Origin of the sequence: Pseudomonas flavocrustae (assembly GCF_029872515.1) — a bacterium.
GTDB classification, from domain to species: domain Bacteria; phylum Pseudomonadota; class Gammaproteobacteria; order Pseudomonadales; family Pseudomonadaceae; genus Chryseomonas; species Chryseomonas aestiva.
In genome coordinates this window covers 534488-556338 of record NZ_JAPDIQ010000002.1, presented here as the reverse complement: position 1 = coordinate 556338, position 21851 = coordinate 534488, and the positions used below count along the sequence as shown (strand labels likewise).

At 66.6% G+C, this 21851-nt stretch carries 16 protein-coding genes and 1 other RNA gene; 5 read left to right on the top strand and 12 right to left on the bottom strand.

Annotation, left to right across the window (positions count from 1 at the left end; all coding sequences use genetic code 11):
- The first annotated feature begins 241 nt into the window (after nucleotides 1-241).
- Together OMP44_RS07345 and OMP44_RS07340 are read left to right on the top strand one after the other, a co-directional pair.
- Nucleotides 242-844, top strand: coding sequence for a cysteine dioxygenase family protein (locus OMP44_RS07345; protein ID WP_273861682.1), 603 nt, complete (start codon nucleotides 242-244; stop codon nucleotides 842-844).
- Nucleotides 841-2409: a rhodanese-related sulfurtransferase gene (locus tag OMP44_RS07340; protein WP_280307176.1), complete on the top strand. Its 1569-nt coding sequence runs from the start codon at nucleotides 841-843 to the stop codon at nucleotides 2407-2409. Before OMP44_RS07345 ends, OMP44_RS07340 begins: the two co-directional genes overlap by 4 nt.
- Here OMP44_RS07340 and OMP44_RS07335 read toward each other — a convergent pair.
- Nucleotides 2406-3053: an alpha/beta family hydrolase gene (locus tag OMP44_RS07335; RefSeq protein ID WP_280307175.1), complete on the bottom strand. Its 648-nt coding sequence runs from the start codon at nucleotides 3051-3053 to the stop codon at nucleotides 2406-2408. The two genes, OMP44_RS07340 and OMP44_RS07335, sit on opposite strands and share 4 nt — an antisense overlap.
- 112 nt (nucleotides 3054-3165) lie before the next feature.
- Between OMP44_RS07335 and hemN the strand changes: the two genes are divergently transcribed.
- A complete protein-coding gene (gene hemN / locus OMP44_RS07330; protein WP_280307174.1) occupies nucleotides 3166-4548 on the top strand; it encodes an oxygen-independent coproporphyrinogen III oxidase in 1383 nt (460 codons plus the stop codon).
- Between the two features lie 63 nt (nucleotides 4549-4611).
- Nucleotides 4612-5343 (top strand): fumarate/nitrate reduction transcriptional regulator Fnr, encoded by a 732-nt coding sequence (gene fnr / locus OMP44_RS07325; RefSeq protein ID WP_007162251.1) that lies wholly within the window; start codon nucleotides 4612-4614, stop codon nucleotides 5341-5343.
- A gap of 44 nt (nucleotides 5344-5387) precedes the next feature.
- Here the strand turns inward: fnr and OMP44_RS07320 are convergent, their stop codons facing one another.
- The 11 genes from OMP44_RS07320 to smc form a co-directional block, all read right to left on the bottom strand.
- Nucleotides 5388-7805 (bottom strand): TonB-dependent siderophore receptor, encoded by a 2418-nt coding sequence (locus OMP44_RS07320; protein WP_280307171.1) that lies wholly within the window; start codon nucleotides 7803-7805, stop codon nucleotides 5388-5390.
- 77 nt (nucleotides 7806-7882) lie between these two features.
- Nucleotides 7883-8815, bottom strand: a complete 933-nt coding sequence (locus OMP44_RS07315) for a DUF4880 domain-containing protein (RefSeq protein ID WP_280307170.1) — start codon at nucleotides 8813-8815, stop codon at nucleotides 7883-7885.
- Nucleotides 8812-9321, bottom strand: coding sequence for a sigma-70 family RNA polymerase sigma factor (locus tag OMP44_RS07310; RefSeq protein WP_133859284.1), 510 nt, complete (start codon nucleotides 9319-9321; stop codon nucleotides 8812-8814). The genes OMP44_RS07315 and OMP44_RS07310 overlap by 4 nt, the downstream gene beginning before the upstream one ends.
- Nucleotides 9322-9419: 98 nt before the next feature.
- The gene (recR, locus tag OMP44_RS07305; protein ID WP_187979086.1) at nucleotides 9420-10019 is read right to left on the bottom strand and encodes a recombination mediator RecR; all 600 of its coding nucleotides are present in this window, start codon (nucleotides 10017-10019) and stop codon (nucleotides 9420-9422) included.
- A 62-nt stretch (nucleotides 10020-10081) separates the two neighbouring features.
- Complete coding sequence (locus OMP44_RS07300; protein ID WP_007162246.1) at nucleotides 10082-10408, bottom strand: YbaB/EbfC family nucleoid-associated protein; 327 nt, start codon at nucleotides 10406-10408, stop codon at nucleotides 10082-10084.
- A gap of 33 nt (nucleotides 10409-10441) precedes the next feature.
- Nucleotides 10442-12433 carry a DNA polymerase III subunit gamma/tau gene (dnaX, locus tag OMP44_RS07295; RefSeq protein ID WP_273861677.1) on the bottom strand — a complete coding sequence of 664 codons (1992 nt, stop codon included), beginning with the start codon at nucleotides 12431-12433 and terminating at the stop codon, nucleotides 10442-10444.
- A gap of 179 nt (nucleotides 12434-12612) precedes the next feature.
- Nucleotides 12613-12894, bottom strand: coding sequence for a hypothetical protein (locus OMP44_RS07290; RefSeq protein WP_280307166.1), 282 nt, complete (start codon nucleotides 12892-12894; stop codon nucleotides 12613-12615).
- 186 nt (nucleotides 12895-13080) lie between these two features.
- An RNA gene (gene ffs / locus OMP44_RS07285) (signal recognition particle sRNA small type) lies at nucleotides 13081-13177 on the bottom strand.
- A 286-nt stretch (nucleotides 13178-13463) separates the two neighbouring features.
- Nucleotides 13464-15848 (bottom strand): NAD-dependent DNA ligase LigA, encoded by a 2385-nt coding sequence (gene ligA / locus OMP44_RS07280; protein WP_280307164.1) that lies wholly within the window; start codon nucleotides 15846-15848, stop codon nucleotides 13464-13466.
- 114 nt (nucleotides 15849-15962) lie between these two features.
- Nucleotides 15963-16862 (bottom strand): cell division protein ZipA, encoded by a 900-nt coding sequence (gene zipA, locus OMP44_RS07275; RefSeq protein ID WP_273861674.1) that lies wholly within the window; start codon nucleotides 16860-16862, stop codon nucleotides 15963-15965.
- Between the two features lie 205 nt (nucleotides 16863-17067).
- The gene (gene smc / locus OMP44_RS07270) at nucleotides 17068-20553 is read right to left on the bottom strand and encodes a chromosome segregation protein SMC (protein WP_280307162.1); all 3486 of its coding nucleotides are present in this window, start codon (nucleotides 20551-20553) and stop codon (nucleotides 17068-17070) included.
- A 167-nt stretch (nucleotides 20554-20720) separates the two neighbouring features.
- Between smc and OMP44_RS07265 the strand changes: the two genes are divergently transcribed.
- Nucleotides 20721-21716: a sulfate ABC transporter substrate-binding protein gene (locus tag OMP44_RS07265; RefSeq protein WP_280307161.1), complete on the top strand. Its 996-nt coding sequence runs from the start codon at nucleotides 20721-20723 to the stop codon at nucleotides 21714-21716.
- The last annotated feature ends 135 nt before the right edge of the window (nucleotides 21717-21851 follow it).

Sequence of the window (21851 nt, the reverse complement as noted above, 5' to 3'; positions counted from 1 at the left end):
CGAAAGCAGAAGAGGCGCCAGGGCGACGGGCGTTGCCCTGGTCTGCTTAGAACCTAACGTTGTGAGTCACCGAGACAGAAATATCGATTGCGCATAACCTAATATGCTCATTTTGGATAACAAAAATAGATAAATATGCGAAAACTTGTTTTCAGTACAGAACCAATCGATCTAAGGCGCTGGGCCCTGACCTTGCTTTAATGGCGATCATTGTCCACCCGCCGTCTCCGTGGAGCTCGCCATGATCCCTAGGCTCGACCGCCTGCGCCTGTTCCTGCATGACCTCGCCACCCTGGTCGACGAACACCCTGCCGAAGCGCAGCTGCTGCAGCGCGGCGCCGCCCTGCTCGGCGAGCTGGTGCGCCATGACGACTGGCTGCCCGAGGACTGCGCCCTGCCCCGCCCCGAGCGCTACAGCCAGTACCTGCTGCATGCCGATGCCCGCCAGCGCTTCTCGGTGGTGAGTTTCGTCTGGGGTCCGGGCCAGGCCACGCCGGTGCATGACCACCGCACCTGGGGCCTGATCGGCATGCTGCGCGGCGCCGAGATCGCCCAGGGCTTCGCCCGCGACCCCGCCGGCCGCCTGCTGCCGGAAGGCGCGCCCGTGCGCCTGGAGCCGGGCCAGGTGGAAGCGGTCTCGCCGCGGGTGGGTGACATCCACCAGGTCAGCAACGCCTATGCCGACCGCACCTCCATAAGCATCCACGTCTATGGCGGCAACATCGGCGCCGTGCGCCGCGCCGTCTATGCCGCGGATGGCCAGGAAAAGCCCTTCATCTCCGGCTACACCAATCGCCAGCTGCCCAACCTGTGGGATCTGTCCCAGGAGACCGCCACACCATGACCGCCATCCGCACCGCCGAGGACATCCGCCAGGCCCTGCTCGCCGGCACCGAGGTCGCCCTGCTCGACGTCCGCGAGGAAGACCCCTTTGCCGCCGGCCATCCGTTGTGGGCCGCCAATCTGCCGTTGTCGCGCCTGGAGCTGGAGGCCTGGTCGCGGCTGCCGCGGCGCGACGTGGCCATTACCCTTTACGACAATGGCGAGGGTCTGGCGGAACGCGCGGCCGAACGCCTGCACGCCCTGGGCTATACCGACGTGGCCCTGCTCGAAGGTGGCCTGGCGGGCTGGCGCGCCAGCGGCGGCGAACTCTTCATCGACGTCAACGTGCCGAGCAAGGCCTTTGGCGAACTGGTGGAAGCCCGGCGCCATACCCCTTCGCTGCCCGCCGAGGAGGTCCGGACGCTGCTGGATCAGGACGCCGACCTGGTGATCCTCGACGCCCGCCGTTTCGAGGAATACCAGACCATGAGCATTCCCGGCGGGGTCAGCGTGCCAGGTGCCGAACTGGTGCTGCGGGTGGCCGAGCTGGCACCCGATCCGCGCACCCGGGTCATCGTCAACTGCGCTGGTCGCACCCGCAGCCTGATCGGCGCCCAGTCGCTGATCAACGCCGGCATTCCCAATCCGGTGGCCGCCCTGCGCAATGGCACCATCGGCTGGACCCTGGCCGGCCAGACCCTGGAACATGGCCAGCAACGCCGCTTCGGTGCGGTGAGTCCGGCGACCCGGGCGACCGCCGCGACCCGCGCCCGCCAGGTCGCCGATCGCGCCGGCGTCGCCCGCCTGCCCTTCAGCGAACTGGCGGCCTGGCGCGCCGAGGCGCAGCGGACGAACTACCTGATCGATGTGCGCACCCCCGAGGAATTCGCCGCCGGCCACCTGCCCGGCGCCCGCTCGACACCGGGTGGCCAGCTGGTCCAGGAGACCGATCACAGCGCCCCGGTGCGTGGCGCCCGCCTGGCGCTGGTGGACGACGACGGCGTGCGCGCCAACATGAGCGCCTCCTGGCTGGCGCAGATGGGCTGGACGGTGGCGGTGGTCGACGCCATCCCGCCCGGCGCCCTGAGCGCCACTGGCCCCTGGCAGGCACCGGTGCCCACGCCGGGGCCGGTGGAGCGCATCTCGGTGACGCGGCTGCAGGAATGGCTGGCCGAGCCGGGCACCCTGGTAGTGGATGTCACCGCCAGCGCCAACTATGTGCAGAGGCATATCCCGGGCGCCGCCTGGGTGCTGCGTGCCGATCTGCCGGCAGCGCTGCCACCCGCCGAGCGCTATGTCTTCACCTGTGGCAGTGGCCAACTGGCCGCCTTCGCCGCCCTCGACGTCCAGGCCACCACCGACCGGCCGGTCCTGCTGCTGGAGGGCGGCACCGCGGCCTGGCTGGCCGCCGGCCTGCCGGTGGAAGGCGGCGAGACGCGGCTGCTGTCGACCCGGCGCGATCGCTACCGACGCCCCTACGAGGGCACCGACGCCCCGCGCGAGGCCATGCAGGCCTACCTGGACTGGGAATTCGGCCTGGTCGAGCAGTTGCGGCGGGATGGCACCAGCGGCTTCCGGGTCATCTAGCCGCTGGTCCCCACGAAGGCCGCCACCCAGGCCGCCGTCTCCACCAGCGCCTGGGAATGGCTCAGGCCGCTGCGCTTGAGCGGCTTGAGATCATGATCCGCGGTGGCGATCCACTGCACCCGGATGCTTGGCGCCAGGGCATAGCCCGCCACCTCCTCCCGCGAGCCCAGGGCATCCCGCTCGCCCTGGACGATCAGCGTCGGTGTTGCCAGGGTCGCCAGGTGGTCGGTGCGCAGCCGTTCGGGCTTGCCCGCCGGATGGAAGGGATAGCCCAGGCAGATGAGGCCCGCCGCGTCCAGTTCATCGGCCAGCAGACTGGCCATCCGCCCGCCCATGGACTTGCCCGCCAGCCACAGCGGTCCGCCTTCTGCCGCGCGCCAGGTGGCGACCATGGCCCGCCAGTGCTCCAGCAGGACGGGGGCCGGATTCGGCGGGCGCCGTTTGCCCTCGGCGCGCGCGCGCGCCATGTAGGGGAAGTCGAATCTCAGGGTCCGGATCTCGCGCCGGGCCAGCTCCTCGGCCAGTTGCTGCAGGAAGGGGCTGTCCATCCCCGCCCCCGCCCCATGAGCCAGCAACAGGGTCGCCAAGGGTTCACCCGCTGGTCGGCATTCGCGAAAGCTGTCGAGGTACAACTCGTCTGCCATGGGCCACTCCTCGTCAAAACGCCAGAGCTTAACCCGGCCTTTATTGATCTGGATCAATAAAGCCAGGAGCCCGCCCCTCACACTGGGCGCCTCGAAACCACTGGAGCCCGGCATGACAGCCGCCCTCGCCTGGGACGCCGACCTCATCGCCCGCTACGATCGCGCCGGCCCCCGCTACACCTCCTACCCCACCGCCGTGCAATTCCACGACGGCATCGGCCCCTTCGACCTGCTCGGCGCCCTGCGCCTGAGCCGCCAAGCCGGACGGCCGCTGTCGCTCTACCTGCACGTGCCCTTCTGCGCCAACATCTGCTACTACTGCGCCTGCAACAAGGTCATCACCAAGGACCGCAGCCGCAGCGCCGCCTACCTCCACGCCCTGCGCCAGGAGATGATCCTCACCAGCCGGCACCTGGATGGCGGGCAGCGGGTGGAACAGCTGCACCTCGGCGGCGGCACCCCGACCTTTCTCAATCCCATGCAGCTGCGCGAGCTGATGGCCGACCTGCGCCGCCACTTCACCCTGGCCGACGACGACCGCGGCGACTACTCCATCGAGATCGATCCGCGCGAAGCCGACTGGAGCACCATGGGCCTGTTGCGCGAGCTGGGCTTCAACCGCGTCAGCTTCGGCGTCCAGGACCTTGACCTGCAGGTGCAGCTGGCGATCAATCGCCTGCAGCCCTTCGACGACACCCGCACCCTGGTGGAGGCCGCTCGCGCCCTCGACTATCGCTCCATCAACCTGGACCTCATCTACGGGCTGCCGCGGCAGACCCCGGCCAGCTTCGCCCACACCGTGGAGCGGGTGCTGGAATTGCAGCCGCATCGGCTGTCGGTGTTCAACTACGCCCATCTGCCGCAGCGCTTTCCGCCGCAGCGGCGCATCGAAGCCAGCGAGCTGCCGGACCCCGCGGCCAAGCTGGAGATGCTGCAGCGCACCGTGGAACAGCTGCTGGCCGCGGGTTATCGCTACATCGGCATGGATCACTTCGCCCTGCCCGACGATGACCTGGCCATCGCCCAGGAAGACGGCACCCTGCAGCGCAACTTCCAGGGCTACACCACCCACGGCCATTGCGACCTGCTCGGCCTGGGCGTCTCCGCCATCAGCCAGGTGGGCGAGGTGCTCTGCCAGAACACCCCGGACCTCGCCCGCTACCAGGCACGCCTGGGCCAGGGCGAACTGGCGGTGGCCCGCGGCCTGCGTCGCTCGCGGGACGATCGCATCCGCGGCGCGGTGATCGCCCAGCTGATCTGCCATTTCCAGCTGGATTTCGCCGCCATCGAGCGCAGCTGCGAACTGGATTTCCGCCAGTACTTCGCCGATGCCTGGCCGCACCTGGAAGCCATGGCCGCCGACGGCCTGATCCGTCTCGATGCCCGCGGCGTGCAGGTGCTGGCGCCGGGCCGCCTGCTGATCCGTGCCCTGTGCATGCTGTTCGACCGCTACCTGGCGGACCATGACAAGCAGCGCTTTTCCCAGGTGATATGACCCATGCCTGCCACCACTGCTAAAGTTAGACTTTTGGAACCAGACGAGAAGCGATCTTCCCCCATGACCGAGCCCCTCAAGCTGCGCAACGCCCAGGCCCATTGCAAGGATTGCAGCCTCGCCTCGCTGTGCCTGCCGCTGTCGCTCGATCTGAAAGACCTGGATGCCCTTGACCAGATCGTCAAGCGAGGCCGGCCGCTGGCCAAGGGTGACCACCTGTTCCGCCAGGGCGATACCTTCGGCTCGGTCTATGCGGTGCGCTCCGGCGCCCTGCGCACCAGCAGCCTGAGCGATGCCGGGGAGGAGCAGATCACCGGATTCCACCTGCCCAGCGAACTGGTCGGCCTGTCGGGCATGGACACCGAGCGCTATCCGGTCTCGGCCCGGGCGCTGGAGACCACCACCGTCTGCGAGATCCCCTTCGAGCGCCTGGATGAACTCTCCGAACAGCTGCCGCAACTGCGCCGCCAGCTGCTGCGGGTGATGAGCCGGGAGATCCGCGACGACCAGCAGATGATGGTGCTGCTGTCGAAGAAGAGTGCCGACGAGCGCATCGCCACCTTCCTGGTCAATCTCTCCGCGCGCTTCCATGCCCGCGGCTTTTCCGCCCAGCAATTCCGCCTGAGCATGTCGCGCAACGAGATCGGCAACTTCCTCGGCCTGGCGGTGGAAACCGTGTCGCGGGTGTTCACCCGCTTCCAGCAGAGCGGTGTGCTGGCGGCCGAGGGCAAGGAAGTACGCATCCTCGACTCCGCCCGCCTCTGCGCCCTCGCGGGCGGTCAGCTGGAAGGCTGACGGCTGGCGCCTGCCGCTCAGTCAGCGGCAGGCGCCCGGCCCGTCTAGAAGCTGTAGCTGACCGTCGCGGTCACGTTGCGCTCCTCCCCGAAATAGCAGAAGTCTAGGCTGTAGCAGGACGCCACATAGTCCTTGCCCATGAGGTTGTTGGCATTGACCCGCGCGGTCAGCCCCGGCAACCCCAGACGGGTGAAGTCATAGGCGAGCATGGCGTCCACCAGGGTGTAGGCCGGCACCTTGCGAGTGTTGGCCTTGTCCGCCCAACTGGTGCCCACGTAGCGTGCGCCGGCGCCGATGCTGAACCCTGCCAGCGGTCCAGCCAGCTCGTACTCACCCCACAGCGACGCCTGGTGCCGAGGCGCCTGGTTCGGCGTGTTGCCCTGGGTGCCATCCAGCGCCTGGGTGTACTCGATGTCGGTGAAGGTGTAGCTGCCCAGCAGCTTGAGGCGCTCGGCCAGCTGCAGATGGCCCTCCAGCTCCAGGCCACGCGAGCGAATCTCGCCCACCGAGGAATAGAAGTCCTCCTGGGGCAGCTTGGTCGCCACGTTTTCCTGGGTGATATGGAACAGCGAGGCGGTATAGAAGCTGGCGCTGCCCGGCGGCTGGTACTTAAGGCCCAACTCCCACTGCTTGCCCTCGGTGGGCTCCAGGGGATTGCCCGCGGCGTCGTTGTAGGCGTTGGGATTGAAGGAGGTGGAATAGCTCAGGTAGGGCGCCAGGCCGTTGTCGAACAGATAGAGCGCTCCGGCACGGCCGCTGGCCTGGCCACGGCGCGCACTGCTGCGGGTGCCCGCCAGGCGATCCTCGATGCCGATTTCCACCCAGTCCTGGCGTAGACCCAGGGAAAAGCGCCAGCGATCCAGCTCGATGAGATCCTGCAGGTAGACGCCGGTTTGCTGAAGTTCGCGACGGTACTCGCTGCCGGGGGAGATAGTCACCTGGCCACCGTAGTTCGGCGCGAAGGCGTCCAGGGCATCCGCCGTGCCGCTGGGCCAATCCACATGGGTCCAGCGACGCTGGTAATCCAGTCCGGCGAGCAGGGTATGGCGGCTGCCGGCCCAGTCGAAGTCCGCCTGCACCAGATTGTCCAGGGTATAGGCGTGCAGGTTCTCGCGGCCGCCGGAGTAATAGCGATTGAGCAGGTTGCTGTCGCCAACATAGCCGTAGCCATAGACCTGCTCCAGCTCGACCCGCGACTTGGCGTAGCGGAAGTTCTGCCGCGCGCTCCAGACGTCGTTGAATCTGTGCTCGAACTGATAGCCAACCATCTGCTGGGTGCGTTCGAATTTGTCGTGGTCGGGTTCGCCGTCGAAAAAGTGGTTGCTGATGTAGCGGCCATTGCGGCGATAGAGGCTGCCTTCGGCTGGTACGCCACTGTGGTAGCCGCCATCCGGGTCCTTTTGCAGATAGGCCTGAAGGGTCAGGGTGGTATCGTCGCTCAGGTCGATGGCCAGGCTGGGCGCCAGGGCGTAACGCTCTTCTTCCACATGGTCGAACTGGGTGTCGCTGTGCTGCGCCAGACCCACCAGGCGATAGGCGATGCGCCCCTCCCCGTCCAGCGGACCGCCGAAATCGAAGCCGGCGCCATGCTGGCCGAGATTGCCCAGGGTGGCCTGGACCTGATGATAGGGCTGGTACAGCGGCTTCTTGCTGGTCAGGGCCACCAGACCGCCCGGCAGGCTGCGGCCATAGAGCACCGACGCCGGCCCCTTCACCACGTCAATGCGCTCGAGGAAATAGGGATCGACCTGCAGCGAGCTGAAGGTGCCGCTGTCGCCCATGGTCTTGAGGCCGTCGAGAAAGACATTATCGACGCTGTTGTCGGCGAAGCCGCGCATCACCACGTAGTCGTAGCGATTGGAGGCGCCGATCTGGCCGGTGAAGATGCCCGGGGTGTACCTCATGGCCTGCTGCACGGTCTTGGCACCCTGGTCATCGATCTGCTCGCGGGTCACCACCGAGACCGACTGGGAGGTTTCCAGCAGGCCCTTGCTGGTCTTGGTGGCCACGTCGCTATGGGTCGCCAGGTAGCCATCGGTCTCGCCCAGGGCATTGCCCAGGGCGAAGCCGGTCACCGTGGTGTCACTCAGGGAGGTCACTCCGGTCGCGGTCGCCGACTCCAGGCGATAACTGCCATCGGTCTGCCGCACCGCCTGCAGGCCACTGCCCTGGAGAATCTGCTGGAAGCCGTCGGCCGGTGTGTAGCGGCCCTGCAGCCCCGGACTGCGCCGACCTTCCAGCCCCTGGGCGGGGGCCGACAGCAGTACGCCGCTCTGGGCGGCGAAGGTGCTCACCACCGTGGCCAGACTGCCCGCCTCGATGCGGTATTCCTGCGCCAGGGGCGCCGCCTGGGCCAGGCCCGGGGACATGGCCAGGCCGGTGATGCCCAGCGGCATGGTCAGGGCGAAGATGCGCAGGGCGCGGCGCAGCGGATGCAGGGTGAAACGGGTATCGCGATGCATGGAGGGCCTCGAAACGGAGATCGTTTCCCCCAAGCCCCACGAGCGCGAAAAAGGGGAACCACCCGCGCCATATTTTTTCAGGCGGGCACGATCTGCACCCACCAGGGCAGGCGCCGTTCCACCCGTACCGGCAGGCTGTCGGCCAGGGCCGCCAGCGCGCGATCGGTATCCGCCAGCGGATAGCTGCCGACTACCCGCAAGTGGGCGACCGTGGCGGTGCAGGTCAGCAGGCCCGGTCGATAGCGACCCAGCTCCGCCACCAGCGCCGCCAGCGACCAGTCGTCGACCACCAGCCGCCCCTGGCGCCAGAGTTGCCGCCCCGGATCGACCGGGCCTAGCGGCTGTACGGCGGTAGCCGTCATCAGCGCCCGGGTCCCTTGCGTCAGGCTCTCGGGCCGGGCCTGGCGTGGCAGCAGCTGCAGAGCCCCACGATAGGCTGCCACCTCCAATCCCTCGTCACGCGCCTGGACCGCGCAGCAGCCCGCCCCGAAGCGCACCCGGCCTGGCATCGCCTCCAGCACCATGGGAGCCGTCCCCCCGCGGCTTTCGAACAACGCCTCGCCGCGCAGCAAGCGCCAGTGATCCGCCGTGGCGCCGCGCGCGAGTTGGCTGTCGGTGTTGAGCCAGACGCGCACCCCGCCGGCCAGGTCGAAGGCACGGATCTCGCCGATCGCCGTGCTCAGGTCGGCGTCCTGCCCCAGCCGCCAGTCGTCCGGCCGCGCCCAGCCCAGCGCCAGACCACCCAGGGTCAATCCCAGCACCTTGAGCGCCCGGCGCCGTCCCAGGGACTCGCGCCGCGCCAGGGCCATTCGCCCGGACGCAGGCAGACCGGTGAAGCGCGCACTGATTTCCTCCACCCGCGCCCAGGCCACGGCGTTGCGGCTATCCGCCTGCAACCAGCGTTCCCAGGCCCGCTCGGTAACGGGGTCCACCTCGTCGGCAGCCAGTTCGGCGAACCACACCGCCGCTTCCTCCAGAGGTCCGCCACGACCGGGGATCAGCCCGTTCAAGACACCAGTTCCAGGCAGTGCAGCATGGCCTGGGCCATGTACTTCTTGATCATCCGCTCCGACACGCCCAGCCGCTCGGCGATGACGCCATAGGTGAGCCCCTCCAGTTGCGCCAGCAAGAAGGCCTGGCGCACCCGGCCGGGCAGGCGATCGAGCAGCGCATCGAGTTCGGTGAGGGTTTCCAGGATCAGGGCCTGGGCTTCCGGCGAAGGCTGCACGGCCTGCGGTTGCGCGGCGAGGGCATCGAGGTAGGCGCGCTCCAGGGCCTGGCGCCGCCAGTGGTTGGCCAGCAGGCCCTGGGCGACGGTCGCCAGGAAGGCACGGGGTTCACGCAGGCGTTCCAGCTCGGCTTCCCGGGCCAGCAGCCGCACGAAGGTATCCTGAGCCAGATCGGCCGCCTGCCCCAGGCAGCCCAACCGCCGCTGCAGCCGCTCGCGCAGCCAGCCATGGTGGTCCAGGTAGAGGGTCCGGATATGTCCGTGCCGGTCGGACTCGAGCGTCTGCATCACCATCCTCGGAAGCAGCTGACTTCCGATAATGATAATGCTTCTCGATCACAAGATACAGGCCTGTCGCCGTCTCGCAGCGACGGGACAGCGCAGTGCTAGAGCGCTATCGGCTTGCGCCCGGCAAAGGCGTGGGTCAGGGTACCGCCGTCGACCAGGTCCAGTTCGCCACCCAGGGGCACGCCATGGGCGATGCGGGAAATGGTCAGGCCCTTGGGCGCCAGCAGTTGGGCGATGTAGTAGGCGGTCGCCTCGCCTTCCACCGTGGGGTTGGTGGCGATGATCATTTCCTGGAAACCGCCCTCGCTGACACGCCGTTCGAGCTCGGGTACGCCGATGGCGTCCGGGCCCAGGCCGTCGATGGGCGACAGGTGCCCCTTGAGCACGAAGTAGCGCCCGCGATAGCCGGTCTGCTCCACGGCGAAGACATCCATGGGGCCTTCCACCACACAGAGGATGCTGTCGTCACGGCGGCTGTCGGCGCAGAAGCCGCAGATCTCGTCTTCGCTCAGGGTGCGGCAGCGCTGGCAGTACCCGACCCCTTCCATGGCGGCGCTGAGGGCACTGGCCAGGCGCTGGCCACCCTGGCGTTCGCGTTCGAGCAGTTGCAGGGCCATGCGCTGGGCGGACTTCTGGCCGACCCCGGGCAGGACCCGGAGCGCATCGATCAATTGGCGAATCAGGGGACTGAAGCTCATGGACTACCGTACTGGAAGGCGGGAGAAACGGGTGCCCGACGGACACCCGCAGCTGAAACAACCTAGAAAGGCATCTTGAAGCCGGGCGGCAGCTGCATCCCGGAGGTCATGCCGGACATCTTGTCCTGGCTGTTCTGCTCGATCTTGCGCACGGCGTCGTTCACCGCGGCGGCGATCAGGTCTTCGAGGATTTCCTTGTCTTCCTGCATCAGGCTGTCGTCCAGGCTGACGCGCTTGACGTCGTGTCGGCCGGTCATGACGACGCTGACCAGGCCGGCGCCGGATTGACCGGTCACTTCGGCGTTTGCCAGCTCTTCCTGCATCTTCTGCATCTTTTCCTGCATCTGCTGGGCCTGCTTCATCAGGCCGGCCATGCCACCTTTCATCATGTCTGCTACCTCGAACTATGAATGGAAAACCGGTCAGGCTTGGGTGTCGACCGGCTCGATGGTACCCGCGCGCACCGTGGCGGCGAACTGTTGCATCATCTGGCGGATGAGCGGGTCGTCCTGGATCGACAACTCCGCCTGCCGCTGCCGCTCCGCCCGGCGCCGCGCGGCGGCCTGGGCGGGCGTCTCCTGCTCGGGGGTCTGGATGGTGACCTCGAGCGTAATGGGGCGTCCCTGCTGCTGGTTCAGGGCATCGTTGAGCCGGCGCTGCTGGTTGGCATTGAACAGGGCGCTCTGCGCCGGATCCAGATGCAGGTGCCAGCGATCGCCGTCCATGGCTACCAGGGTGCAGTTGGCAGCGATACTGGCGGTCAGTCCGCCCAGCTTGAGATCGGGGAACAACGCCTGCCAATCGGCTGCCAGGCCCGTGGCCGGTTGCACCGCCGGCGCCGGCGCCGCGGCCACCGCTTCGGCAGTCGGCTCGCCGAGGCTGTCGAGATAGTCGTCCAGCCCCACCTCGTAGTAATCCTCGGCGGGTGGCGGCTCTTCGTCACCATCCAGATCGTCACCAGCGGTGTCCGCCGGCAGTTCGGCGATCACCGTGGCGTCCGGCGTCGTCTCGACCCGTGGCGTGGGCGCGGCGCTGGGCGCCGCCTGAGCGGCGGGCGCAGCGACCTGTATCACCGCTGCGGGGGCTGGCGCCGCTGCCGCCTTGACCTCTGCTTGCCCAGCCTCCTCCCAGGGAAGATCGACCGGCACTTCCATAGGGGTGGTATTACTTGCAGGTGACGACTCGGGAGCAGGCGCAGGGGTTGCCTGAGGCCTGGGGGCAGGCGTTGCGGCCACCGGAACCGCCGCGGCCACCGGACGGGGGTTGGAGTCAGCCGTGGCCGGGCTGGCTCCCGTCGTCTTTAGTGCCGGTCGCTCGGTAATCGCCGCGCCGGCAGGCCGGAAGGCCAACATGCGCAGCAGGACCATCTCGAAGCCATGGCGCGGCTCCGGAGCCAGCGGCAGATCGCGCCGGCCAACCAGACCCAGCTGGTAGTAGTACTGGACATCCTCCGCCGGCAGCGTCTGCGCCAGGCTCAGCACCCGCTCGCGATCGCCCTGGCCGTTGTCCACCGCATCGGGCAGCACCTGGGCGATGGCCACGCGGTGCAGCACATTGAGCAGCTCGGCCAGCACCCCGCCCCAGTCGGGGCCCTGCTCGGCCAGATGGCGAACCGCGTCCAGCACTGCGCGACCATCGCCTTCCAGCAAGGCCTGGAGTACGTCATAGACCTGGCCATGATCGAGGGTCCCGAGCATGGCGCGCACATCGGCGGCCAGCACCTTGCCCTCGCCAAAGGCGATCGCCTGATCGGTCAGGCTCATGGCATCGCGCATGGAGCCATCGGCCGCACGACCCAGCAGCCAGAGCGCATCGTCCTCGAAGGGAATGCCTTCCGCGGCGAGCACCTGCTGCAGGTGGGCAACGACCCGCTCCGGCGGCATGTTCTTCAGCGAGAACTGCAGGCAGCGCGAGAGAATGGTAACCGGCAGCTTCTGCGGATCGGTGGTGGCGAGCAGGAACTTGACGTGGGGCGGTGGCTCTTCCAGCGTCTTGAGCAGGGCGTTGAAGCTGTGGGTGGAAAGCATGTGCACCTCGTCGATGAGGTACACCTTGTAGCGACCGCGGGACGGTGCGTACTGCACGTTCTCCAGCAGCTCGCGAGTGTCTTCCACCTTGGTGCGGCTGGCGGCGTCCACCTCGATGAGGTCGACGAAGCGGCCTTCATCGATCTCGCGGCACACCGAGCAGCTGCCACAGGGCGTCGAGCTGACGCCGGTTTCGCAATTCAGGCACTTGGCCAGGATCCGCGCGATGGTGGTCTTGCCCACCCCGCGGGTGCCGGTGAACAGATAGGCATGGTGCAGCCGCTCGTTATCCAGCGCATTGATCAGCGCCTTGAGCACATGGGTCTGGCCGACCATTTCGCGGAACGACCGCGGGCGCCATTTGCGCGCAAGAACCTGGTAACTCATCGAGACCTGATCAGGAGAAGACGTGGGGGGGAGCACATGCTAACGAAGAGGGGCCGCGATTGCATCCCGCGGCGTGGCATCGGGACGCCGCCACGCGGACGGCGACTACCTCACCAGATGGAGGCAGCCAGGCGCATTTTCAAGCGATCAGGAGGGAAAACGGCACGCAAAAAGCCGTTTCAGGCACGTCGACAGTGGTCTTCGCCGTCGGCCAGGACAACGCTGGAGACATAGGCTGCCAGGGCATCCAGCTGGCTGCGCAGGCGGCTCACGATGGCGTTCATCTTGAAGGGGTTGTTCGCCTCCTCGTTGGTCAGGTCGATCCTGATCAGCAGCAGGGGCTCCAAGGGGTGGTGAATCTGCGCGACCAGCGTCGCCTCGGTGTCGCGCCGGCAGTCGACACGATAGGGATGGAGGCCATTGCTAAGGGCGCGTCCTGCGCTTTCGAGTCCGTTCTTCACGATGAATCCTTGGACATTCGTCCAGTAATGATGGTGCGGTGCGCATGATGGCACAGAGCCATGAACCAAAACAGTGCATTTCATCACGAAAGCCGTGTGGCGTACTTCGCGGAGCGCTGGAAGGCGAGACAGGAAAGGAAGGTGAAAAGCAGGAAGAGGAAAAGCGGGGGGCAGAAATGGAGGTGGCCCTGCCAGCCACACCCCGGCACACGACATCACCGCTGCGGCTGCTCCCTTCCGGGCCTGACCGGGTTCACGGTTGATCGTTGCGGGGGGACCGACAGAGCCACCATAACGCCTCACCCTGAGGTGAGGTGCATCATTCTACGCGGTTGGGGCGAAGTTGCAAGCCATACAAGGACTTAGGTTCGCCAAGGGACAACGGATAATACCTGGAACGGCAAAACTGTCCCGCTCCGGATCAAACGCCTACGACCTTTTACTAGCGATAGCCAGACAAGGGTATTGAGCAAGGCGGCCACAGGATCGGACCACCCGTACCAGATCCAGTGAACACGAGCCGCCTCGGCCGCAGGTATTGTCCACACGACCGGAGCTTGCTCCTCTCGTTAGCGAACGCCCTGGGCCTCGAGGATCTGCAGGAAGGCGTCCTCGTCCAGCACCTTCACTCCCAGCTCGTTCGCCTTGGTCAGCTTGGACCCCGCCCCCGGACCGGCGACCACCACGGCGGTCTTGGCCGAGACCGAACCCGAGACCTTGGCGCCCAATGCCTCCAGGCGCTCCTTGGCCTCGTCGCGACTCATGGCCTCCAGCGTTCCGGTGAGCACCCAGGTCTGGCCGGCGAACGGCAGGCCCTGCACGGCCTGCCGGGTGCTTTCCCAGTGCATGCCGAAGGCCTTGAGCTGGGCCTCGATGGCCAGCGCCCGGGCGACGTTGTCCGCCTCGGCGAAGTACTCACGCAGCCCCTGCTTGGCCCGCTCGTTGAGACCGGCGAGGGTCTTGAAGGTCAGCCAGTCCTGCGAGCCCTCGATCAGGGCCGCCAGGCTGGGAAAGGCAGCGGCCAGGGTCTTGGCGCCGGTCTTGCCCAGAGAGGGAATGTGCAACTCGTCGAGGAAGTCGGCGAAGGCGGCATAGCCGGAGAATTCGGCGTGCACCTCACCCTCGTCCGCCAGCGCGATGCCGTTGGCCAGCAGCGCCTCCAGAACCTCGCGGTTGTGCGCGGACTGGAAGAAGTTGTGGATCTCGAAGGCCACCTCCGGCCCGATGTCCGGCAGATAGACCAGCACCTCCGGCAGCGCCTCGCGAATGCGCTGCAGACTGCCCAGGGCGCGTGCCAGGCGCTTGGCGGTCTCTTCGCCCACCTCGGGGATGCCGAGGGCGAAGATGAAGCGGGCCAGCGTCGGCTGGCGGCTGGCTTCGATGGCCGCCAGCAGATTGCGACTGGACACCTCGGCGAAGCCTTCCAGCGCGACCACCTGCTCGTAGGTAAGGGTGTACAGATCGGCGGGGGACTTCACCAGGTCGCGGTCCACCAGTTGCTCGACGATGCGATCGCCGAGGCCGTCGATGTCCATGGCGCGCCGCGAGGCGAAGTGAATGATCGCCTGCTTGAGTTGCGCCTGGCAGGCCAGGCGACCGACACAGCGATAGACCACGCCTTCGCTGATCGACTCCTTGCCCTTGCCGCGCTTGATCAGCTGGGTACGCTCCACCGCCGAACCGCACACCGGGCACTGGGTGGGGATCGCCACCGGCCGGGCATCCGCCGGTCGCCGCTCCGGCACCACCTGCATGATCTGCGGGATGACATCGCCGGCGCGGCGCACGATCACGCTGTCGCCGATCATCACACCCAGCCGGGCGATCTCGTCCATGTTGTGCAGGGTGGCGTTGGTCACGGTGACGCCTGCCACCTGCACCGGCTTGAGCCGGGCCACGGGGGTGATGGCACCGGTACGCCCCACCTGGAATTCGACATTGAGCAATTCGGTCAGCTCTTCCCGGGCGGGAAACTTGTGCGCCAGCGCCCAGCGCGGTTCCCGCGCGCGGAAACCCAGCTCGCCCTGCCAGTCGAGTCGATTGACCTTGTAGACCACGCCATCGATCTCGTAGGCCAGGGCATCGCGGCGCTGGCCGATGTCCTGATAGTAGGCCCGACAACCTTCAGCGCCCTGCACCTTGCGCAGTTCGCGACTGATGGGAATGCCCCACTCCCGGAGCTGCTGAAGAATGTCGTACTGGGTGTCCGGCAGAGTCCCGCCCTCGACCCGCCCGAAACCGTAGCAGCAGAACTCCAGCGGCCGCTGGGCGGTGATCCGCGAATCCAGCTGGCGCAGACTGCCGGCCGCGGCGTTGCGCGGATTGGCGAAGGTCTTGCCGCCGCTTTCCATGGCCCGGACGTTGAGCGTCTCGAAACCGGCACGGGACATGAACACCTCGCCACGCACCTCCAGCACCGCCGGCCACCCTTCGCCCTGCAAGCGCAGCGGGACGTTGCGGATGGTGCGCACATTGGTGGTGATGTCTTCGCCGGTGGTACCGTCGCCGCGGGTAGCGCCGCGGGTCAACAGGCCGTTCTCGTACAGCAGACTGACCGCCAGCCCATCGAGCTTGGGCTCGCAGGTGTACTCGACACCGGAATCCGGTCCGGCGAAGTCGGTCTCGCCGAATTCCTCACGCAGGCGCTTGCCCACGCTGCGGTCGAAATCCTGCAGGTTCTCGTCGGCGAAGGCGTTGCCCAGGCTGAGCATGGGTACTTCATGGCGAATGGTGCCAAAGGCGGCCAGGGCCGAGCCGCTCACCCTCTGGGTGGGCGAGTCGGGTGTCACCAACTCGGGATGCTCGGCCTCCAGCGCCTTGAGTTCGCCGAACAGCCGGTCGTACTCGGCATCGGGCACGCTCGGCTCGTCCAGCACGTAGTAGCGGTAGTTGTGGGCGTCGATCTCGCTGCGCAGGGCGGCGATCCGGCTGACGGCATCTTGGGCGTCGGTCATGGCGGTCTCTCACTGTCGCCACCCAGGGGTGGCCCTGGCGGCACCCAGGGCGCCGCGGCAAAACTTACAAACAAAAAGAGCAGCCGAGGCTGCTCTTGGTTCGCTCCGGCGCGATCAGCGCTTGAGCATCAGGCTCTTGCGCTCGAAATCGACGATGCGCTGGCGATAGTGTTCGATGGTCTGGGCGGTCATGACGCTGCGCTGCTCGTCCTTCAGCTCGCCATTGAGCTCGGACGACAGTTTGCGCGCCGCTGCCACCATCAGGTCGAAGGCCTGCTTGGGATGGCGCGGACCGGGCAGACCCAGGAAGAAGCTCACCGCCGGGGTATGGAAGTCGTCGATGGCATCCAGGTCGAAGGTGCCCGGACGCACGGCATTGGCCATGGAGAACAGCACCTCGCCATTGCCCGACATGCTCTCGTGACGATGGAAGATATCCATGTCGCCGAAGCGCAGTCCGCTTTCCAGGATGCTCTGCAGCAGCGCTGGACCGGAAAAGCCCTTCTCGTCACGGGAGATGACGTTGATCACCAGCACCTCGTCCACCGGCGCCATGGCCGCCTGGCTGTTGCCCGTGCCGACGGGATCGCTGATCGGCTCGCGCTCGGGTGCCTTGCTGCTCAGCGGCTTGTCCTTGCGCGGCTTGTCGCGACCACGGGTGGCGACTTCATCGGAATCGACGGCCAGGCCTGCCAGGCTTTCATCGCTGGCGGACAGGTCGAAGCTGTCGGCACTGGGCTCTTCGCGGCGTTCATCACGGCGCTTGCGCTGGGTGGAGCGCGGTGGCGTCGGCTCGCCCGGATCATCCAGGGAGGGCTCCTTGGGCTCTATCACCCGTGTCGGGCCAACGATTTCCGGATCCTCGTCCTCGTGTTCCGGATGGTTGTTCAGCGACTGGTCAAGCTTGAACTTGAGCTTGCCCTTGCCGCTCATGCGACGCCAACCATCGAACAGAATACCGGCGATGACGATGACGCCGATGATGATCAGCCACTCGCGCAGACCCATATCCATGAAAAAGACATACCCCTGTGAAAATAATGGACCGACACCCGTCGGGAAACTTTGGAAAGTCGACGCTTGCGAGGTCTTTCCAAAACCTCCGAAACCTACGCCAAGTCAGTGTTCTTCCTAGCTTTTTCCACTTACCGCTAGCGCGGCCATAAGCTAGCACGACTGCTGCCAACTTTACACCGCCAAGCCGCGAGGCTGTGGGGTACTAGGCATCGACCATGGCCACCGCCTCTTCCACATCCACCGCCACCAGCCGAGAACAGCCCGGTTCGTGCATGGTCACCCCCAGCAGCTGATCGGCCATCTCCATGGCGATCTTGTTGTGCGTGATGTAAATGAACTGCACCTTCTCCGACATGCTCTTGACCAGCCGCGCATAGCGACCGACGTTGGCGTCATCCAGGGGTGCATCCACTTCATCGAGCATGCAGAACGGCGCCGGATTCAACTGGAAGATGGCAAAGACCAGCGCCAGCGCCGTCAGGGCCTTTTCGCCACCCGACAACAAATGAATGGTGCTGTTCTTCTTGCCCGGCGGCCGCGCCATGATCGCAACCCCGGTATCGAGTAAATCTTCCCCAGTAAGTTCCAGGTAGGCACTGCCACCCCCGAAAACTTTTGGGAACAGGGCCTGCAGGCCATGATTGATCTGATCGAAGGTATCCTTGAAACGATTGCGGGTCTCCCGATCGATCTTGCGAATGACGCTTTCCAGGGTCTCCAGTGCCTCCACCAGATCGGAATTCTGGGCATCGAGATAGGTCTTGCGCTCGGCCTGCTGCTGATATTCGTCGATGGCCGCGAGGTTGATCGGCCCGAGTCGGGCGATACGCGCCGCAACCGCCTCCAGCTGCTCTTCCCAGGCGGCTTCGCTGGCCTCCGCAGGCAGGGTCGCGATCACCGTCGGCAGGTCGTAGCCGTCGGCCGCCAGCTGCTCGGCGAAGCCACTGCGCCGGGTCGCCAGGCCCTGCCACTCCAGGCGATGCTGCTCCAGCTGGCCGCGCAGCAGCGTCGCCTGCTGTTCCGCCTGCAGGCGCCGCCGCTCGAAATCACGCAACTCCCGATCGGCATCCTCCAGCGCCAGCCGCGCCGTGCGCAGCTCCTCGTCCACCTGCAGGCGCCGCTCCAGCAACTCTTCCAGGCGCAGGCGTAATTCGTCGAGGGGCTCGCCGCCTTCCTCCAGATTGAGATTGAGCTGCTCGCAGCGCTCGCCGAGGCGCGCGGTCTGCAACTCCAGCCGCTCCAGCGCCTGGAGGGTCGACTGACGCTGGGCTCTCAGGGTGGTCAGCCGCACCGTCAGCTGATGCAGTTGTTCCTGAGCCTGGCGCTGGCGCTGGCGCGCCGCCTCCACCGCCTGCCGATGACGATCGCGCTGTTCCTGCAATAGCGCGCGCTGCTCGGTATCCACGGCCATGGCATCCAGGGCGTCCTGCAGGCGCAACCGGCATTCGCCCAACTCCTCCTGCTCATGCGCCAACTGCTGCTCGACATCCTTGAGCTCGGCCTCCAGCTGCCGACGACGGATGCTCAACTGTTCAGCCCTTGCCTGTTGCGCAGACAGCTGGGCGCGCGATTCGGCCAGCCGCTGCTGCTCCTGCTGCTGGCGCCGCCGCGCCTCTTCACGCTCGCCTTCCAGCCGCTGCTGGGCCGCGCGACGCTCTTCCAGCCGTTCTTCTTGGAGGGCGAGCGCTTCGCTCAACTCCAGGCGCCGTGCCTGCAACTCTTCCAGTTCGCGTCCGCGGGCCAGGACACTGCCTTCGGCCGCCTGAGCACGCCGCACACGCAGGAAATGCCGGGAGACCCAATAGCCTTCCGGCGTGATCAGACTCTGCCCTGGGGCCAGGGCCGGCCGCCGCGCCAGGGCTTCGTCGTAACTGTTCGCGATCAGCACCTGACCCAGCCAGGGTGACAGGTCGCGCGGTGCCTGCACCTGCTCCAGCAGGCTGCCCACCGCCACCGCTACCGAACCGGGCAGCGCCAGGTTCAGGGCGCCACTGGCGAAGGTGTCGAGCCGCAGAGACGCCAGATCATCCAGGCAGACCGCCTGCAGATCGCTACCCAGCACGGTTTCCACAGCCAGTTCCCAACCGGGGGTGACCTGCACCTCGTCGGCCAGCTGCGGCGCCTGGTCGAGCCCTTCGGCTGCGAGCCACTGGGCTACCCCGGTTGTGGGAGCGAGGGCCGCCTGCTGCAGGGCCTCCAGCGAGGCGATGCGACCTTCCAGCCGCTGCAACTCGCCCTGACGCTGACTCTGCTCGCCCGCCAGCCCCAGCAATTCTTCCCGCAGCCGCTGCAAACCCTCGGCGACCTGCAATTCCTGCTCGGCCAGGCCTTCCAGCAGCAACTCGTCTTCGGCAATCTGCTCTTCCAGCATGACCAGGCGCTCGGACGGACCGTCCTCGCCCAGCAGGGTGCGCTCGTCGCGCAGTCGACGCCGACGTTCCGTGCCGCGCTCCAGACTCTGTTCCAGCGAACGGATGCGTGCCTGCTGCACGTCCGCTTCCCGCTGTGGCTCGACGCTCGCCGCACTGAGTGCCTCCCAGCGCTGCTGCCAGTCCGCCAGCGCCAGCTCCGCCTCTTCCAGCGCGGCACCGCCCTCCTCGCCCAGCTCCCGGGCCGCCTCTTCCTCGGGCTCGAGCATCGCCAGCTCTTCCTCGAAGGTGGCGAGCAGCACCCGGTCGTGCTCCAGGTGGGACTCGGCTTCGCTGCGGGCCTGTTCGGCTTCGCGCAGATCGTCCTGCAACTGCCGCTGGCGCTGCTGACCATGCTGGATGGTCTGCTCCAGACGGGCGATGTCACCTCCCAGGGAGTAGAAGCGGCCCTGCACCAGGTTGAAGGCTTCGCTCAGCTCGTGATGACCGTCGCGCAGCCGCTCGATACCGGCATCCGCCTGGCGCTGCTCGGCGGTCAGGGCCTCGAGCGCGGTCTCCTGGTCGCGGATCACCTTCTCGCGCTGCTCGACGCGACCATCCAGTTCGCGCCAGCGCACCGCCTGCAACTGCGCCTTGAGTTGCCGCTCCTCCTGCCTGAACGCCTGAAAGCGCTCGGCCGACTGCGCCTGACGGTGCAACCGCTCCAGCTGACGCTCCAGCTCTTCGCGCAGATCGGTCAGCCGGGCGAGATTCTCCTGGGTGCGGCGGATGCGATTCTCGGTCTCGCGCCGCCGCTCCTTGTACTTGGAGATGCCGGCGGCTTCCTCGATGTAGTGCCGCAGATCCTCCGGACGCGCCTCGATCAGCTTGGAGATCATTCCCTGCTCGATGATCGAATAGCTGCGCGGGCCGAGGCCGGTACCGAGGAAGATGTCGGTGATGTCGCGCCGGCGGCACTTGGTGCCGTTGAGAAAATAGGTGTTCTGGCCTTCGCGGGTCACCCGCCGGCGAATGGAGATTTCCGCGTAGCTCGCGTACTCCCCCACCAGGGTGTGGTCGGAGTTGTCGAAGATCAGTTCGATGGAGGCCTGCGACACCGGCTTGCGGCTGTTGGAGCCGTTGAAGATGACGTCGGTCATCGACTCGCCGCGCAGATTCTTGGCCGAACTCTCGCCCATCACCCAGCGCACGGCGTCGATGATGTTCGACTTGCCACAACCGTTGGGGCCGACCACCGCTGCCATGTTGCTCGGGAAATTCACCGTCGTCGGATCGACGAAGGATTTGAATCCCGCCAGCTTGATCGACCTCAACCGCATATCAGGAGCCCTTGTCCACCGCGCCGTGCCAACCGCAGGCGAAAGGGTGAAAGTCTACCACTGGCGACCACGACTGCCGTCGCCGCGCATGAGCTTATTTCCAGGCGTTCTGCACGCTGTCGGGACGACAGGCTATAGTCCTGCACCCCCACTCGCAGGATGCCCCCATGCAGATCCTTCGCCTCACCCTGCTCGCCGCCGCCCTGGCGGCCAGCACCCAGATCCTGGCTGCCCCGCCGCTGCTCAACGTCTCCTACGACGTGATGCGTGACTTCTACAAGGACTACAATCCGGCCTTCCAGGCGCACTGGAAAGCCGAGCACGGCGAAACGCCGGTGATCCAGATGTCCCACGGCGGCTCCAGCAAGCAGGCGCGCGCGGTCATCGACGGTCTGCAGGCCGACGTCATCACCATGAACCAGGCGACCGACATCCAGGCCCTGGCCGATCGCGGCCTGGTGCCCAAGGACTGGGAAAGCCGCCTGCCCGATCGCAGCGCGCCCTTCACCTCGGCCACGGTACTCATCGTCCGCCAGGGCAATCCCAAGGGCATCCATGACTGGTCCGATCTGCTCAAGGATGGCGTCCAGGTGATCGTGCCCAATCCCAAGACCTCCGGGAATGGTCGCTACACCTATCTTTCCGCCTGGACCTACGCCCTGCGCCAACCTGGTGGCGATGAGCAGAAAGCCCGCAGCTTCGTCGCCGAGCTGTTCAAGCACGTACCCATCCTGGATACCGGCGGTCGCGCCGCCACCACCACCTTCATGAAGAACCAGCAGGGCGATGTCCTGGTGACCTTCGAGAACGAAGCCGAGATGATCGCGCGGGAATTCGGTCGCGGTGGCTTCGAGGTGGTCTATCCGAGCATCTCGGTGCAGGCCGAGCCGCCGGTGAGCGTGGTCGACAGTGTCGTCGACAAGAAGGGCACCCGCGCCGAGGCCGAGGACTACCTCAGGTATCTCTGGTCCGACGAAGGCCAGAAGATCGCCGCGGACAACTTCCTGCGCCCGCGCAATGCCCAGATTCTGGCGCAGTACGCCGATCGCTTTCCCAAGCTCGAACTGATCGATGCGCAGAAGGAATTCGGTGCCTGGAGCGGCATCCAGAAGACCCACTTCGCCGATGGCGGGGTCTTCGACCAGATCTATACGCCCCAGTGACCGGCTCGCGCCCGGCCTGATGCCGGGCGTCTGGCGGACCGGAAAGACGCGCACACAAAAACACCGCCCTGAGGCGGTGTTTTTGTGTGTTTGGAGCGGGAAACGAGACTCGAACTCGCGACCCCGACCTTGGCA

Coding starts and splice junctions, on each gene's coding strand:
- OMP44_RS07345 (WP_273861682.1), top strand. CDS start 242: ATGATCCCTAGGCTCGACCGCCTGCGCCTGTTCCTGCATGACCTCGCC.
- OMP44_RS07340 (WP_280307176.1), top strand. CDS start 841: ATGACCGCCATCCGCACCGCCGAGGACATCCGCCAGGCCCTGCTCGCC.
- OMP44_RS07335 (WP_280307175.1), bottom strand. CDS start 3,053: ATGGCAGACGAGTTGTACCTCGACAGCTTTCGCGAATGCCGACCAGCG.
- hemN (WP_280307174.1), top strand. CDS start 3,166: ATGACAGCCGCCCTCGCCTGGGACGCCGACCTCATCGCCCGCTACGAT.
- fnr (WP_007162251.1), top strand. CDS start 4,612: ATGACCGAGCCCCTCAAGCTGCGCAACGCCCAGGCCCATTGCAAGGAT.
- OMP44_RS07320 (WP_280307171.1), bottom strand. CDS start 7,805: ATGCATCGCGATACCCGTTTCACCCTGCATCCGCTGCGCCGCGCCCTG.
- OMP44_RS07310 (WP_133859284.1), bottom strand. CDS start 9,321: ATGCAGACGCTCGAGTCCGACCGGCACGGACATATCCGGACCCTCTAC.
- recR (WP_187979086.1), bottom strand. CDS start 10,019: ATGAGCTTCAGTCCCCTGATTCGCCAATTGATCGATGCGCTCCGGGTC.
- OMP44_RS07300 (WP_007162246.1), bottom strand. CDS start 10,408: ATGATGAAAGGTGGCATGGCCGGCCTGATGAAGCAGGCCCAGCAGATG.
- dnaX (WP_273861677.1), bottom strand. CDS start 12,433: ATGAGTTACCAGGTTCTTGCGCGCAAATGGCGCCCGCGGTCGTTCCGC.
- ligA (WP_280307164.1), bottom strand. CDS start 15,848: ATGACCGACGCCCAAGATGCCGTCAGCCGGATCGCCGCCCTGCGCAGC.
- zipA (WP_273861674.1), bottom strand. CDS start 16,862: ATGGATATGGGTCTGCGCGAGTGGCTGATCATCATCGGCGTCATCGTC.
- smc (WP_280307162.1), bottom strand. CDS start 20,553: ATGCGGTTGAGGTCGATCAAGCTGGCGGGATTCAAATCCTTCGTCGAT.
- OMP44_RS07265 (WP_280307161.1), top strand. CDS start 20,721: ATGCAGATCCTTCGCCTCACCCTGCTCGCCGCCGCCCTGGCGGCCAGC.